General features: G+C 47.5%; 16 protein-coding genes. 15 read left to right on the top strand and 1 reads right to left on the bottom strand.

Going from position 1 to position 14,385, the window contains the following annotated elements:
- Positions 1 to 3 precede the first annotated feature (3 nt).
- Positions 4 to 486, bottom strand: coding sequence for a tRNA (uridine(34)/cytosine(34)/5-carboxymethylaminomethyluridine(34)-2'-O)-methyltransferase TrmL (gene trmL / locus H5336_RS03950; protein WP_185231612.1), 483 nt, complete (start codon positions 484 to 486; stop codon positions 4 to 6).
- Between the two features lie 138 nt (positions 487 to 624).
- On the opposite strand from trmL, the gene H5336_RS03945 reads away from it, so the two are divergent.
- From H5336_RS03945 to H5336_RS03875, 15 genes are all read left to right on the top strand, one after another.
- Entirely contained in the window at positions 625 to 1,632 is a 1,008-nt protein-coding gene (locus H5336_RS03945; RefSeq protein WP_185231609.1) for a type IV pilus biogenesis protein PilM, read from the top strand.
- On the top strand, positions 1,629 to 2,261 hold the full coding sequence (locus H5336_RS03940; protein WP_185231607.1) for a PilN domain-containing protein: 633 nt from the start codon (positions 1,629 to 1,631) through the stop codon (positions 2,259 to 2,261). Before H5336_RS03945 ends, H5336_RS03940 begins: the two co-directional genes overlap by 4 nt.
- Entirely contained in the window at positions 2,258 to 3,043 is a 786-nt protein-coding gene (locus tag H5336_RS03935) for a hypothetical protein (protein WP_185231606.1), read from the top strand. Before H5336_RS03940 ends, H5336_RS03935 begins: the two co-directional genes overlap by 4 nt.
- Before the next feature lie 37 nt (positions 3,044 to 3,080).
- Complete coding sequence (locus H5336_RS03930) at positions 3,081 to 3,650, top strand: hypothetical protein (protein ID WP_185231604.1); 570 nt, start codon at positions 3,081 to 3,083, stop codon at positions 3,648 to 3,650.
- Positions 3,651 to 3,669: 19 nt separating this feature from the next.
- Positions 3,670 to 5,448 carry a pilus (MSHA type) biogenesis protein MshL gene (gene mshL, locus H5336_RS03925; protein ID WP_185231602.1) on the top strand — a complete coding sequence of 593 codons (1,779 nt, stop codon included), beginning with the start codon at positions 3,670 to 3,672 and terminating at the stop codon, positions 5,446 to 5,448.
- A gap of 20 nt (positions 5,449 to 5,468) precedes the next feature.
- Complete coding sequence (locus H5336_RS03920; protein WP_185231600.1) at positions 5,469 to 6,335, top strand: ExeA family protein; 867 nt, start codon at positions 5,469 to 5,471, stop codon at positions 6,333 to 6,335.
- A 3-nt stretch (positions 6,336 to 6,338) separates the two neighbouring features.
- Complete coding sequence (locus H5336_RS03915; RefSeq protein WP_185231598.1) at positions 6,339 to 7,895, top strand: hypothetical protein; 1,557 nt, start codon at positions 6,339 to 6,341, stop codon at positions 7,893 to 7,895.
- Complete coding sequence (locus H5336_RS03910) at positions 7,892 to 9,640, top strand: GspE/PulE family protein (RefSeq protein ID WP_185231596.1); 1,749 nt, start codon at positions 7,892 to 7,894, stop codon at positions 9,638 to 9,640. The genes H5336_RS03915 and H5336_RS03910 overlap by 4 nt, the downstream gene beginning before the upstream one ends.
- 6 nt (positions 9,641 to 9,646) lie before the next feature.
- On the top strand, positions 9,647 to 10,873 hold the full coding sequence (locus H5336_RS03905; RefSeq protein WP_185231594.1) for a type II secretion system F family protein: 1,227 nt from the start codon (positions 9,647 to 9,649) through the stop codon (positions 10,871 to 10,873).
- A gap of 14 nt (positions 10,874 to 10,887) precedes the next feature.
- Positions 10,888 to 11,430, top strand: a complete 543-nt coding sequence (locus H5336_RS03900) for a type II secretion system protein (protein ID WP_185231592.1) — start codon at positions 10,888 to 10,890, stop codon at positions 11,428 to 11,430.
- A 158-nt stretch (positions 11,431 to 11,588) separates the two neighbouring features.
- On the top strand, positions 11,589 to 11,990 hold the full coding sequence (locus tag H5336_RS03895; RefSeq protein ID WP_185231590.1) for a type II secretion system protein: 402 nt from the start codon (positions 11,589 to 11,591) through the stop codon (positions 11,988 to 11,990).
- Between the two features lie 53 nt (positions 11,991 to 12,043).
- Positions 12,044 to 12,451, top strand: a complete 408-nt coding sequence (locus tag H5336_RS03890; protein ID WP_185231588.1) for a type II secretion system protein — start codon at positions 12,044 to 12,046, stop codon at positions 12,449 to 12,451.
- A 51-nt stretch (positions 12,452 to 12,502) separates the two neighbouring features.
- Positions 12,503 to 12,985 carry a type IV pilus modification PilV family protein gene (locus H5336_RS03885; RefSeq protein WP_185231586.1) on the top strand — a complete coding sequence of 161 codons (483 nt, stop codon included), beginning with the start codon at positions 12,503 to 12,505 and terminating at the stop codon, positions 12,983 to 12,985.
- 13 nt (positions 12,986 to 12,998) lie between these two features.
- Positions 12,999 to 13,826, top strand: coding sequence for a PilW family protein (locus H5336_RS03880; RefSeq protein ID WP_185231584.1), 828 nt, complete (start codon positions 12,999 to 13,001; stop codon positions 13,824 to 13,826).
- Positions 13,816 to 14,238, top strand: coding sequence for an MSHA biogenesis protein MshP (locus H5336_RS03875; protein ID WP_185231582.1), 423 nt, complete (start codon positions 13,816 to 13,818; stop codon positions 14,236 to 14,238). The genes H5336_RS03880 and H5336_RS03875 overlap by 11 nt, the downstream gene beginning before the upstream one ends.
- Positions 14,239 to 14,385 lie beyond the last annotated feature (147 nt).

The raw sequence follows: 14,385 nt of genomic DNA, 5'->3' as shown, positions 1-14,385 counted from the left end.
ATGTTAGCGCGGGGGTGCAGCAAGTTGTGCGCCCACATAGTCGAGCTGGCGCCATGCTTCAAAGATCATTACGGCTGCCGCGTTCGACAAATTCATGCTTCGGCTGTTAGCCAGCATGGGTATACGCAATACCTGTTGAGCAGGCAGCGAATGGCGGATCTCGGCCGGAAGCCCTCGTGTTTCTGGGCCAAATAGCAGGTAATCGCCTTTTTTAAAGGTGGCCTGCGAATGGGTTGAGCTACCCTTAGTGGATAAAGCCCAAATCGAGGCGTCACTCTTACAAGCAAGGAAGGCTTCCCAGTCTTTATGAATTTGAATATCTTTCCATTCGCCGTAATCGAGCCCTGCTCGACGTAGGCGTTTGTCGTCCAGAACGAAACCAAGTGGTTCAACCAAATGCAGTTGGCAACCGGTGTTGGCGCAAAGACGGATGATATTCCCCGTGTTGGGCGGAATTTCTGGTTCGAAAAGTACAATGTTGAGCATAAAAATTAAATGTTACTAGGGGCTTACATACACAAGTGAAAGTAAAGTCTATACTAAGTTCTATTGGCTATAAGTGTATAGCGTACAAGGCCAGTGTAACTTATTGGACTGCTGAGAGGGGCGCTCAGGTAGTTTAGAATGATTAAACAATTATTAGCGAAAGCCGGTGCCGGCAAAATACAGGTTGGAATCGAAGTTCAGTCCGAAGGGTTGGCTGTTGTTGTCTGCCGTGATTTGCTACCTCAGACAGAATCTTCAGACGCTGTTGGCGGGGCTCGTTTTAGCCCTCAAATTTCTTCCACGTCCGTTCTGCTGGATGCCTCCTCAAACGCAGACAGAAGTGCAGCGCTTGCCACTTGGGTAGAAAAAAGCGGCTTGCAAAACGCGCCCTGTACAGTGGTATTGTCCAATGCCGATTACCAATTATTGCTGGTTGAAGCGCCCGATGTTCCAGAAGCTGAAATGCGCGACGCAATTCGCTGGCGAATTAAAGACCTCATTTCCATCCCTGTCGAAAAAGCGGCCGTTGATGTTTTTTTACTTCCTGCCGATGGAGCCCGTGGCGGAAAAACCATGGCATACGTTGTGGTTACAGAGCTTAGCCGGGTTTCCCAACTGGTTGCCATACTGAAATCCTCTGGCTTGAAGTTAGAATCCATCGATATTGGCGAATTAGCCCTGCGAAACTTGGCGTATTTATTTGAGCCTGTAGGTGGTGAAAGTCGAGGGGTCGCTATTGTACGATTGCAGGAAGGCCGGGGTGTTGTATCGCTATTTCGTAATGGCAATATGTATTTGTCCCGGCAGTTTCAAATTCAATATGGTGGTGGCTTGTTGGATGATATCCCCATCGACACTTTTAATTTGGAAGTACAGCGCTCTCTAGACTATTTCGAGCGCCAAATGGGGCAAATACCACCGTCGGCATTATTTGTGTGTGGAGAAAACATAAGCGAAGACAAGATCCCCATCGATATTGTGCGCGGTATTAATGTCCCTGTTAAATATTTTGATGTGGCGAAATTAGTCTCCTCTGATGAAGGCCTGGAAAGTAATATGCTGCACTCCTGTATCGCAGCCTTGGGCGGTTCTCTGCGCGAGCAAGTTGCTGCCGATTACGAGAAGAGCGGGGGTATTAAACAATGAGCCTGCAACAGGTTAATTTGTATCTTCCCGAATTTCGCACCAAGCGAGAGTGGTTAACCGCTAGTAGTCTGCTGGCATCTTTCGTTGGCATTATCGCCATTTACGTAATTTTTTATTTTGTGGCGGTTGCTAATTTAGCTTCGCTGGAAAAACAAACGGTAGCGTTGGAGAATCGGCAGCTTGCCGCGCAGAAGCAAATGGAAAAATTTAAAGCTCAGTCGCGCCCGTTTAAAAACGACCAGGTAGAATTACAGCTTAATTACCTGCGCACGGCTTTAATTGGTCGGCAGCAGGTCGAAAAGATTATTGAATGGCAAAACCTAGGGAATTCTGAAGGTTTTTCTACGGCCTTTCAGGGTTTGGCTCGTCAGTCTTTTGATAGTATTTCCCTGCAGAAATTTTCCATGAGCCCGCGTTTGCGCGGTGGCCAGTTGTTGCAGGTAAAAGGTGTTACCGAGCAACCTGAAGATATCGCCACCTATATTCAACAGTTACGTCAGGAGCCAACTTTTGCCCACGTAAACTTTGGTTTACTTAGTGTAGCGGCCGATAAAAATTCGACGTACCACCTGTTTACTCTTGGGTACGATTCAGTTTACCGGTTAGCTGTGAAAGGGGAGGAGAAATGAGCCTTTCTTCCAGTGTAACTGAAAAGGTGACTGAACGGTGGGATGGCATTGCTGCGAAATTTGCGGCACTTCAGCAGCGCGAAAAAATCCTACTAGCCGCGGGCGTACTGTTGTCGGTGTACCTAGTATGGGAGCTGGCGTTCGCCGGCGATTTGAACAAACGCCGCGATGCGTTGGTGAAACGTTTTGAGGCTGCGAATGTACAGCTCAAAACACTATCAACAGAAGAGAAGATGTTGGTTGTGGCGATCAATAATGACCCCAACGCAGCTAAGCGTCGAACAATTGTTCGGCTGGAAAAACAATTGCAAGCAGCAAATAAAAAATTGCAAGAAATGTCGGTTGGACTATTGTCTGCCGATCAGCTACCACAGGTATTACACGATGTACTGCGAGAAAGCGACCAGCTCGAGTTAGTGGGTATGGAATCGAAAGCGCCGGTTAAGCTTCAGTTAGCTCAGGAAAAGCGTGAGCCTACAGGGCAAAGCGAGGAGGATGAAGCCGTTGCACTCGCCGAAGATTTGTATGAAGAGGATCAGGCTCGTTATGTTGGTGACGAGCGCATGGAAGAGGAGCGTATTATTGGTGTTTACAAGCATTCGGTAAAAATTACGCTAAAGGGCGAATACTTTTCTGTTATAGCGTATTTACAAAAACTCGAGGCGCTTAATTGGAAGCTGTTTTGGGAAAACATTGAATACCAAGTTGATCGATACCCGGGTGCGGTGGTTACGCTCGAAGTGTATACCCTCTCTACAGACCGGGGGGTGCTGGGTGTTTAATAAGGGCAATTCTATTAATTACTTTTGGCCTCTGGCTATGTGTGTAATACGTGTGCAAGGCAAAATTTACAGGCATGCTGGTGGCCTGGTAAAAAACTTTAACGCTTTGTATAAATCGCACGCAAAGCCCGAATTGACGCGGCTTGGAAAACCTTATTGCAGCATTGGCCTGCTTGGGGAGGCAACCAGCCTTCCACCGCGCAGTCCGTCTTACATTAAGGCTTGTCAGATCGGGCAGAGGCTAAAATCAATTATTAGAGGCGCCCATAAGTTTAGCTATTTTGTTTTTACTTTTGCACTGACAGTCAGCGTTCAAGCGCTTGCTGCAAATGAGGGTGGAGAAAATCAAGAAAAGCTGCGTGACCCGACTATGCCGTTGGCTTACAAGGTTGTCAGTACTACACAAAAGTCCCTCGTGCTGCAGGCGGTGTTTCGTAGCACCGAGCGGGTGACGGCGATAGTGAATGGAAAAACGGTGGTGGCCGGCAGTGTAGTCGATGGCGCAACCATTGTGGCAGTGCACGACAAAAGTGTTACCTACCGACGGAATGGTCAAACGCGAGTAGTTCAGTTAAGACCTAGTATCGTAAAAAAAATGCGCAAATAGTAGGCGGAAAAGAATCATTATGAAGGCAATCCAGTTCAATTTCTCGAAGCGTAGGCTACTGGCAGGGTTTTCCCTGGGGCTATTGCTGTCATCCTGTTCCAGCACCCCCCCTCAGGGGCCAACGGCTGCGGAGCAGATGATGGAGGCATCTATTGCTGAAGCTGAGCAGTACACTCAAATGCAAAATCAGCCGCCTTCCGAAATTTCAACAAGCTTACTCAATAATGCGGCGGGTCTTGGTGGCGTTAGCAAGCCAACGCGTTCAGCCTTGGAGCGATTTGATATTTCAGTGAATCGTGTGCCTGCGCGTACGTTCTTTCTAAGTTTGGTCGCTGATTCTGGTATTAACGTTGTGGCGCATCCAGAGGTAACAGGTTTTATTTCTCTGGAATTAAAAAATGTCACCATTGCCGAAGTGCTGGGTGTAACGCGAGATGTGTACGGCTATGAATATAAGTTAACCAACGGTATTTATACTATTTTTTCGCGAAAGCTACGCACAGAAGTATTCCCAATTAACTACCTCGATATCAAGCGTGTTGGTGTTAGCGATACTAGCGTTAGTATTGGTAAAATTTCATCTTCTGATAGCGGTAATAGTAATGGCCGCTCCTCTGGAGGTAGTTCCAATCAGAGTGATGGGTCTGGAAGCCTCCTTGGGTATATTGAAGAATCGAAATCGGGCTCTAGTGGCTCCTCCGGAGCTTTAACGCCGGGAGCGCGGGTGCAAACGCTGAATAAAACCGATTTTTGGGGCTCTATTTACGAAACCCTTTCGGCTATTGTTGATGCTGGTAGCGATGGTCGTATGGTAATGACAAACCCGCAGTCTGGTTTGGTCGTTGTTAAAGCCATGCCTAATGAGCTAAGTGCCGTGCGCGATTTCCTTGAACGTTCAGAGTTGAGCGTTAAGCGTCAGGTTGTACTTGAGACCAAAATTTTGGAAGTTAGGCTCAACGACGGTTTTGAGGCGGGCATTGACTGGAGCGCAATTAGCGGTTCACTGCATTCGGAAAGAGTGAGGACGCGCGGGAACTCTACATTGGATCAGGCGGGCAGTAGTCTCAGCGGCGGAATTCTGTCTACATTTGCCGAGTCTAGCCGGTTGGTTTTTGACGATACTGATTCGGTTGTGTCGGCAGTGTTGGACGTTATTGATCTCACCCAGTTACTTGATTTACTTGAAACACAGGGCAATGTACAGGTGCTGTCTAGCCCGCGGATATCTACCGTTAATAATCAGAAGGCGATTATTCGTGTAGGTTCAGATGAGTTTTTTGTTACCGGTATTTCGAACAACACAACGGCTACCGCGGCAAGTATTCAAAATACGCCGCAAATTGATCTTGAATCTTTCTTTAGTGGCATTGCTCTTGATGTGACACCGCAAATTGCCGCAGACGGTGACGTTATTCTTCATGTTCACCCCATTGTAAGTGACGTGGAAGACCAATTGAAGGAAATACAATTTGGCGATGAATTCTTCACGTTACCGTTGGCCCTGCGTGACGTGCGTGAGTCAGACAGTATAGTAAGGGCGAGAAGCGGTCAGGTTGTCGTTCTGGGTGGTTTGATGCAGGAGATAACCGTTGACGTTGTGGGTAAGCAACCAATATTAGGTGATATTCCGGTGATTCGCGGATTGTTTAAAACCATGGAAACGCGCAATGTTAAAACAGAGTTGGTTATTTTAATGCGTCCAATTGTGGTTGATGACCAAACATGGGAGGAGGAGTTGCTACGCACGTCTAACCGTATGGGATTGATGTCGGACGAATACCGCGGGCGGGATAATTAAATTGGTCGCGGGGGAATAGTATGTACCACCAACACTTCAACTTGGATGAGCACCCCTTTTCGCTGACGCCCGACACGCAGTTTTTTCTTAATCAGCAAAGCCATCGTGAAGCGCTCAATACGATGTTGGTGGCGCTTCAGCATTGCGAAGGTTTTATCAAGATTGTGGGTGAAGTTGGTACCGGTAAAACGCTGCTGTGTCGAATTTTACTTTCGCGCCTTAGAACCCATTTTGTAACAGCCTACATCCCTAACCCCTATCTCTCCCCTGAAGAACTTAAAGCATTTATTGCACAGGAAATCGGTGCAGACTATAACCCACAAATGCAGGCGCATATTCTTTTGTCCTCCATTTACCGAAAGCTAATGCAATTGGCTCATCATGGTAAGCAGGTGGTTTTAGTGGTTGACGAAGCTCAGGCGATGCCGCGTGAAACAATTGAAAGCTTGCGCTTGCTTACCAATTTAGAAACTGAGAAACGGAAATTGTTACAGGTGGTGATGCTAGGTCAGCCTGAGTTGGATACTTTGCTTTCTCGCCCAGATTTACGCCAACTAAAACAGCGTATAATTTTTTCGGAATATCTACGGCCATTTTCTCGAGAGGGGGTTGCCGATTATATTCGCCATCGATTAGATTCCGCAGGTGGCGATAAGCATTTGTTTAGCCCTTGGGCGCTCTGGTTATTGGGCATTGGTTCAGGCGGTATTCCACGTTTAATTAATATTCTCGCGCATAAGGCGTTGATCAGTGCTTATGGCAAGGGTTTGACGCGTGTCGGTGTTACGCAGGTGGCAGCTGCGATCGCCGATACATCTGAAACACGTATTACCGGTAAGTTCGTAGCTTGGCATTGCCGCTGGTCGAAGCTAGCTGGTGGGGTGTAATTAATGAGCCTGATAAACGAAGCTCTGAAAGATTTGGATGCGAGAAATACGGCTGCGGCCAGTGGTACACCTATTTCGCCAGCAAATAATTCAACCAACTTAACCCGTGGTATACGCATTCCTGTTATGTTTATGGTTTTACTGTTGGCGGGTTTCGGTCTTTATACCGGTTATCGTTTCTTGTTAGGTGAGCCTGGCCTCGGTGTCAATAAAGCCCAGCAGCCCCTAGGCTCGCTCGGATATAACGCGGGTTCTGCTCTAGAATCGGTAAGTGTTAGCTCGTTGAGCGTGAACGCCACTGAAAGGTTGGTCAAGGCTAACGGCAAGGCTAAAACCGGCAGCGTTCTGGTTGAGGCAAAAACAGCATCCGATGCTCTACCCATAAAAAGTCAACCCAACCCGCAATATGATACCGCAGGCGATAGCTCTAACCTTGGGGAAGGCCATGGGCAGACTTTAGTCCTTGAAGCGTTAGATAAGCAGGAGCTTGCAGAACATCAACGTGTTGAGCCGCCGCAGCGCGGGCAAGGGGATTCTATTGAGGTGCTTTTGCAAAAAATTGATTCAGCAATTGCCGCGCAACGATTAACTTTGCCAGACAAGAACAGTGCGTGGTTTTACTTGGCCGAGTTAAGAGGAATAGCTCCCAGCTCGCAGGTAGTTGACAATCGCTTGTCCTTAATTCAACAGAATTATGCGCAAATAATTGAAGCCAGTATTGCGGTTAATAATCTTACAAAGCTACAGAAGTTACTAGCGCGCGCGGATCAGCTGGGTATGCAGCTACCGCAGAACGATGACTATCAACAACAGTTGATCCAGTTAAGTGAGCGTTCAGGCGCTAATGCTGAAGTTATAGATAGTGTGGTCACTGCAGAAATACAGGGTGGTGCAACCAGCATTTCTATTCGTCGCACACTGGCAACGGTTGATAAGCAAACCTCGGAGCGTGAGCGGGAGCGTTTTATCGCCGGTGATCGTTACCTGGCGATTGCCAGCTTAGAAAAGTTTTTACTCGAGACTCCCGCAGCCGAAAAAAGTCGCCTGACTTTATTTGATTTGTACCTACAGGAAGGCAATACGGCTTCGGCTTCACGCCTTGCGGCGACGGTGCAGAGCAATACACGGTTGCAGCATTATTTGCAGGCCCGAGTGCTGGTGGCTGAAGATAATTTGGCGGCTGCGCGGTTGCTTCTTGAAGCTGACGCTACAGCTATGGTGAAAATGGGGGGCTCTTATTCGAAACAGGAGCGACAGCTCGTTGAGCAGTCGAGTAGTTTGCTCGCGGCCATATATCAACACTTTAAGGAGCACGAGTTGGCGTTAGGTCAATATAGTTACCTTCTTTCACTGGATAGGCAAAAGGTTGATTACTGGTTGGGTGCTGCGGTATCGGCCGATGCGTTGGGTATGCGGGCTGATGCGCTAACGTCATTTCAGCAGGTTTTACGGGCTAGGGATTTGGGGGCGAGTGTCGAAGAGTATGCGCGAAAGCGAGTGGAGGCTTTGCAGGTATTGGCTGAACAACAAAAAATCGCGGGGTCTATGAATAACCGATGAATGCCGAACCAAAAAGAATACGTCTGGGCGACTTGCTAGTTGCACAGCAGCTGATCAGTCAGGAACAGCTGGAGCAGGCGCTAAAGGAACAGAAGACCACCGGGCGCAAATTGGGGCGTCAATTGGTGGATATGGGCTTTGTTGAAGAAAATGCACTGCTGTCATTGTTGTCCCGCCAGCTTGATATTCCCTTTATTGAATTGAAACACTACAGCTTCGATCGTGATTTAGTTTCTTCCTTGCCAGAAACTTTAGCAAGGCGTTACCGGGTTATGATTTTACGCAGTGACGCCGATGGTTACCTGCTGGGAATGTCTGACCCCACGGATATTTTTTGTATTGACGAAATCCAAAAGGTTTTGGATAAGCCGATAAAGCCGGCGGTCGTGCGCGAATCTGAATTGCTCGATATTCTTGATATCGCTTATAGCCGAGCCGATGAAATTGCATCGCTTGCAGAACAGTTAGATGATGAACTCGAGGCTGATTCTGTTGACTTATCCGACATTGTCACAGATGCAACGGATACCGATGCGCCGGTTGTAAAACTATTGCAAAAAATATTTGAAGAGGCGATTAATACCCGTGCTTCTGATATTCACATTGAGCCCGACGAGACCGTGCTGCGTATTCGTCAGCGAATAGACGGGATGTTGGTAGAGCAGGTGATGAACGAAAAACGCATTGCCAGCGCGTTGGTGGTGCGGTTGAAATTAATGTCGAACTTAGATATCGCCGAAAAGCGTTTACCGCAAGATGGTCGGTTTAATCTGAAGGTCGGCGGCCACAACATCGATGTGCGATTGTCTACCATGCCTGTTCAGTTTGGTGAGTCGGTGGTAATGCGTGTGCTAGATCACACTCAAGGTGTTTTACCCCTAGAAAAGGTGGGTATGCCGCAACATTATATAGACCGTTTTCGTCATATTATTACTCGCCCTCATGGCTTGGTGCTGGTTACGGGGCCAACGGGTAGTGGTAAAACCACCACACTCTACGGCGCGCTTTCAGAGTTAAATACACCAGCAAATAAAATTATTACGGTAGAAGACCCCGTTGAATACCGTTTGCCTCGCATCAGCCAGGTGCAGGTGCACGATAAAATTGGTTTGAATTTTGGTACCGTACTGCGCGCCAGTCTCCGACAGGATCCGGATATTCTGTTGGTGGGAGAGATTCGAGATGCAGAGTCTGCGGAAATAGCGCTGCGGGCCGCCATGACGGGCCATATGGTGCTCTCAACACTGCATACTAATGATGCTGTGACATCGGCGTTACGTCTGGTGGATATGGGCGTAGACCCTTACCTGGTTGCTAGCAGTTTAAAGGCTATTATTGCTCAGCGCCTTGTTCGACGTGTATGTGAAAGCTGTGTTAAACCCTATGCGTTGAGCGAACAAGAGCAAAGCCTTGTTAAAGCGATGCTGCCAAGCGTCGATCTTAGCTCAGTAACGTTTAAACACGGTATGGGTTGTGCGCATTGTTATAACACTGGGTACCGAGGTCGAATTGGTGTTTTTGAATTACTGGAAATCAATTCAGTGATGGCGAATGCGTTAAGGGACAATAGCGTAAGAGAATTTAATGATGCCGCACACCGCAGTAAGCATTATCGCCCATTGAGCGCCAGTGCGCTTAACTTCGCTATTGAAGGTGTTACCACACTTGAAGAAGTACTGCGTGTATCGGCACAAATTGAGGATGAAAGCTTGTCTGAAGTGGCCGAGTATACAGAGGACGCTTAATTCGTTATGCCAGAGTTTAGATTCGAAGGCAGATCCAACCAGGGCCAGTCAATAGATGGCCAATTGACGGCGGCATCGGCTGATGCGGTAGCCGCTCAGTTAGCCGGGCGCGGAATAACGCCGTTAAAAATTTCTGAGGTTTCTCTCGGTGAGTCCTATGTAAAAAGAATTAATTCATTTTTGGGGGCCGATAAGGTCCGCGTTGTTGACCTTGTTATGTTCTGTCGACAAATGCTTACGATTACCCGCGCAGGTATCCCCCTAACCCGTGGTATGCGGGGTTTGGCGGCGAGTATTCGGCATGAACATTTTCGTGATGTGCTGAATGATATTGCCGATCGTTTGGAAGCGGGTATGAGCTTGTCGCGAGCGATGCAACACCATTCGACGGTATTTGATTCATTGTTTGTGAGCATGATAAGCGTAGGTGAAACCAGTGGTAAATTAGATGAGGTATTTCATCAAATTGGGTTTTACTTAGAGCGTGATGACGAGACGAGTAAACGGGTGAAGCAGGCGTTACGCTACCCTAGTTTTGTTGTTTTTGCGTTGGTTGTCGCTCTCGGTGTTATCAACGTTATGGTAATTCCGGCTTTTGCTGAGATGTTTAGCAAGTTTGGCGCTGACCTTCCGATCGTGACCAAAATTCTTATCGGTACGTCTAATGTGTTTATCAATTATTGGCCGTACTTGATTGTAGGCACAATAGTTGCCGTTGGCGGAATTGTTTACTACGTTAATACAGAGCAAGGCGAGCTTCAGTGGGGGCAGAAAAAATTGCAACTGCCCATCGTTGGCAGCCTCATCGAGCAGGCATCTATGGCGCGGTATGCACGAAGTTTCAGCTTGATGTTACGGGCAGGGGTACCCATAAATCAGTCTCTTGGGTTGTGCTCCGCCGCTATGGGGAACGTATACTTAGCACGTAAGGTAAATGCCATTCGCCAAGGTGTAGAGCGTGGCGATACCCTACTGAGAACACACCTGCAGGCAGACATATTTACCCCCCTCGTACTACAGATGGTCGCCGTTGGAGAAGAAAGCGGCCAAGTACAGGAGCTTTTAGCCGAGGTGGCCGAATTTTATGAGCGGGAAGTAGAGTACGATTTAAAAACCTTAACCGACCGTATTGAGCCGATACTGATTATTGTCATGGCGATATTTGTAACCGTTCTCGCGCTTGGCATTTTCCTCCCAATTTGGAGTATGTATGAAGTGCAAACGGGGGGGTGATGAAGGTGCCTAGAGTGAGCTCTAGAGAAGGCCTAGGTCTGAAGCCATTTGGGTTCAGTCTATTGGAGTTTTGCTTGGTGCTAATTCTTATAGGTTTTCTCGCAATGATAGGGTTTAGGTATTACTTCGACACAATTGAAGATTCGAAAGAGTCACTTGTCCGTTTTCAGGGGGCAACTTTCTCTCGTACTGTGCAAAACTTATATGGCGAAGGCAAGGTTCGTAAGTCGCGACAACTTCAGCTCGATGGTGTTGTCATCTATTTAAACGAAAACGGCTGGCCGGCCTCTGCGGGTGTTCGAACCTCTGTTCGGTCTACGAATCAAACCCCTAGGGAGTGCGAGGCATTATGGCACGGTGTGTTTAAGAACGCTCCTGGCACAGTTATTGCCGGTTCAATTGAGGAAGATAAAGCAAAAATAGCGAAAGATTTTCGAATTTCCTCTATAAAAGGTCGAATTTGCCGATATGAGTTAGCAAGAGGAGAAAACGAACAATATTTCTTCGACTATGATGTAACTAATGGGAAAGTTAATATTTTTAGTCCAAAAAAATAGTAGTTTAGTCGGACAAAAAGTGTCAGCTAATTGACAATGTACGGTACAATAGTGGCAATTAAATGAATGACTTGCAGTGACTTGTTCATCTAGTTTGTACAGGTTGCAGAAATAGTAATGAATAATTTTTTATTTTTTTAGAACGTGGAGACAACGCTATGCAAAAACAACAATCGGGTTTTACTCTTATTGAGTTAATCGCTGTATTGGTAATTTTGGGTATTTTGGCAGCTACCGCTGTTCCCAAGTTTATCGACCTTTCGGATGAAGCACAGACGGCCGCTACAAACAGCATTGCTGGCAGCTTAGAGAGCGCGTCGGCGCTTAACCACGCGGTGGATATTGCTCAGGAAGCGGGTTTAACGGCCGATGCTCCTGAGACGGTTACTGACTGCACACAAGCTGCGATTCTGTTAGCTGGCGAGGTGATGCCAACGGGCTATGTACTTTCCCCGGCGGGAGTAATTGCCGATAGAGAAATTGCTACTTGCACGGTAACCCACACGGCCTCAGCTGATACGGCTAATTTTGCTTTGATTTCAGCAACGCCTAATCCCTAATTAGGATTGTGATAGTGTACGTTGGAAAAACCAATATTTGAGGCAACTCACAGTTGAAACAACAGGGCTTTACATTAGTTGAGCTGATAGCTGTATTGGTTATTGTCGGAATACTTTCGGTATCAGTATTAACCCGGCTGGTGCCTAGCGACACCCTACAACTGCAAGCAAGCCGTGACACCATTGTCGCGGCTTTTTATTCTGCTCAACAATTAGCGATGACACGTCGCGCCAGCGTGGAAGTGATTACGTCGGCGAATCAGGTCGATATTCAGCTGGGCAACGCCAGCGTATCTTTTGGTGGTGTGCAGTACCCTGTGCAGCTGGTGAACGGCCAAACCTTGTCGGCGGTAACATTCGCGTATGACAGGCTAGGGCATACTACTGGCGCAGGTTTGCAGCTAAGCCAAAACGGCAGAGTTGTTTCTATTTCTGTTGATGCGTCTGGCTATGTGCGTTAACAGCGCCTGCTACATGCGAATCCCTCCACTTTTTGTGATAACGAAAGCACCATGAAAAGTTCTAACATTAACTGCGAATTCGGCGTTACCCTGGTAGAAACCATTATGTTTTTAGTGGTTATGGGGATTGCGCTGACCGCGTTGTTAATGGTGTTTAGTCAAAGCGTTGTCAACTCTGTAGACCCGGTTGTTAGGGTAAAAGCCTTAGAAGTCGCACAATCGCAACTTGACGAAATTATGTCGAGGAAGTTTGACGAAAATACGCCAACGGGTGGTTTTCCAGCATGTGGTTCTGCTGATGGACCTAGCTGTTTAGGCATTTCCCCCGATGGTGATTTTGACGATGTCGGTGATTATGCCGGGTTTTCCGATAACGCCTACCCACTTTACCCGGTTAGCGTAACCGTAGTGAACGCCGGAGATGAGCTGGGTGACCCGGTGTTACCGGTAGAGCAGGCGCGTCGTATAACCGTTACCGTGGGTATGCCTGGTGGCGACACCCTCACTCTCAGTGCTTACCGCACCAATTTTTAACGGAGCGGTGACAATGAAAATCTCCGTTATACATCAACCCCTCAGGGGGCTAGCCAGGTATAAGCAATTGGGCTTTACCTTGGTCGAATTGATTGCTGTTTTGGTTATTGTGGGGATTGTTTCTGTCATTGGCAGTCAGTTTATCGTGTCGGCTGTCGATAGCTATAACGACTCTGAGCGACGCAGTAAAATGATTTCTCGTGGGCGTGCCAGCATTGAACAGATAACGCGTCAATTGCGTAATGCGCTACCAAACAGTGTGCGTGTGAGCGGAACCGGGAATTGCTTGGAGTACCTGCCTATTATGACGGGGGCGAATTATTTAAATCCCGTTGCAGATTCAGTCAATAATGCGCCCCTTACAACCGCTATAAGCACAGCACCTTTTAGCGTTGGAAGTCGCAGCCCCAGCTATGTGGTGATTGGTGCAATGTTGCCCAATGATATTTATGTGGCTACGCTACCGGCCGCCAAAGCGACCGCAGGAACGCTAAGCGCTGGCATTCATTCGTCTGTACCCTTGGGTACTTCGCATCGTTTTATTCGAAATTCAATTAATGGTCGGTTGTTTTTGACCGACTCACCCAACCGATTTTGTTTAATGGGTGGCGGTTTGTATCAATATGGTGATTACGGCATGGACTCGGTTTTAACGGACAGTGACCCGGGCGGGTCCCGTACGTTGCTGTTGGCAGAAGATGTATCCACCAACACCCAGGCATTTTTACTTTCCCCTGGTGTTGAAGAGCGCAATACAGCGGTGATTATAGCCCTAACATTTTCCGAGCGTGGTGATCAGGTAGCGCTAGACGGTAAGGTGCTGGTGAGAAATGTACCCTAATCAAAAAGGCTTTTTAATTCCCTTGGCATTGATACTGATTGTGGGTATTTCTTTTTTGGCTATTGCCGTTAGTCGGCTGAGTGCTCAATCGGGTTCTCAGGCAACAATTGAAGGGCTTTCAGTGCAGGCCTTTTATGCAGCGGAGAGTGGTGCCCAGTACGGTGTATATCAGCTGTTTGATACTGCAAATTCCAGAGCACAAGCTGATAGTAATTGCGGAAATATATCGAGTGGCCCACAAATTGTCTTTACCGCACCAGGTTTGGATTTGTGTCGGGCGACGGTTAGCTGTAGTCGCAGTGTAAATGCTGAAGATACGATCAGTTTTTTTAACATTAGCAGTGTTGCTGGATGCGGTGCGGGCCAGCTGTTGGGTGAGCGTGAAATAGAAGTTTCAACATATTATGAATAGATGGCCTGGACTTCAGGTTTGACGTTGGGTATAGGTGGAAGTAAGACTACTAGCTTAAGTTTGAAAACCGTAATAGAGATGCCCTAAAGTGATTATGGAAATAAAGCGAAAAAAAAATGAGTTAGTACCTTTAGTGCTGATAGGGTG

Origin of the sequence: Teredinibacter franksiae (assembly GCF_014218805.1) — a bacterium.
In the GTDB taxonomy this organism is placed as follows: Bacteria; Pseudomonadota; Gammaproteobacteria; order Pseudomonadales; family Cellvibrionaceae; genus Teredinibacter; species Teredinibacter franksiae.
The sequence above is the reverse complement of the archived record's forward strand: the minus strand, read 5'-3'. Positions and strand labels throughout refer to the sequence as shown.

What these genes read in the sequence shown, in the direction of transcription:
- H5336_RS03920 (WP_185231600.1), top strand. Translation starts at nt 5,469, where the DNA reads ATGTACCACCAACACTTCAACTTGGATGAGCACCCCTTTTCGCTGACG.
- H5336_RS03875 (WP_185231582.1), top strand. Translation starts at nt 13,816, where the DNA reads ATGTACCCTAATCAAAAAGGCTTTTTAATTCCCTTGGCATTGATACTG.
- mshL (WP_185231602.1), top strand. Translation starts at nt 3,670, where the DNA reads ATGAAGGCAATCCAGTTCAATTTCTCGAAGCGTAGGCTACTGGCAGGG.
- H5336_RS03910 (WP_185231596.1), top strand. Translation starts at nt 7,892, where the DNA reads ATGAATGCCGAACCAAAAAGAATACGTCTGGGCGACTTGCTAGTTGCA.
- H5336_RS03880 (WP_185231584.1), top strand. Translation starts at nt 12,999, where the DNA reads ATGAAAATCTCCGTTATACATCAACCCCTCAGGGGGCTAGCCAGGTAT.
- trmL (WP_185231612.1), bottom strand. Translation starts at nt 486, where the DNA reads ATGCTCAACATTGTACTTTTCGAACCAGAAATTCCGCCCAACACGGGG.
- H5336_RS03935 (WP_185231606.1), top strand. Translation starts at nt 2,258, where the DNA reads ATGAGCCTTTCTTCCAGTGTAACTGAAAAGGTGACTGAACGGTGGGAT.
- H5336_RS03945 (WP_185231609.1), top strand. Translation starts at nt 625, where the DNA reads ATGATTAAACAATTATTAGCGAAAGCCGGTGCCGGCAAAATACAGGTT.
- H5336_RS03915 (WP_185231598.1), top strand. Translation starts at nt 6,339, where the DNA reads ATGAGCCTGATAAACGAAGCTCTGAAAGATTTGGATGCGAGAAATACG.
- H5336_RS03885 (WP_185231586.1), top strand. Translation starts at nt 12,503, where the DNA reads ATGAAAAGTTCTAACATTAACTGCGAATTCGGCGTTACCCTGGTAGAA.
- H5336_RS03940 (WP_185231607.1), top strand. Translation starts at nt 1,629, where the DNA reads ATGAGCCTGCAACAGGTTAATTTGTATCTTCCCGAATTTCGCACCAAG.
- H5336_RS03905 (WP_185231594.1), top strand. Translation starts at nt 9,647, where the DNA reads ATGCCAGAGTTTAGATTCGAAGGCAGATCCAACCAGGGCCAGTCAATA.
- H5336_RS03895 (WP_185231590.1), top strand. Translation starts at nt 11,589, where the DNA reads ATGCAAAAACAACAATCGGGTTTTACTCTTATTGAGTTAATCGCTGTA.
- H5336_RS03930 (WP_185231604.1), top strand. Translation starts at nt 3,081, where the DNA reads ATGTGTGTAATACGTGTGCAAGGCAAAATTTACAGGCATGCTGGTGGC.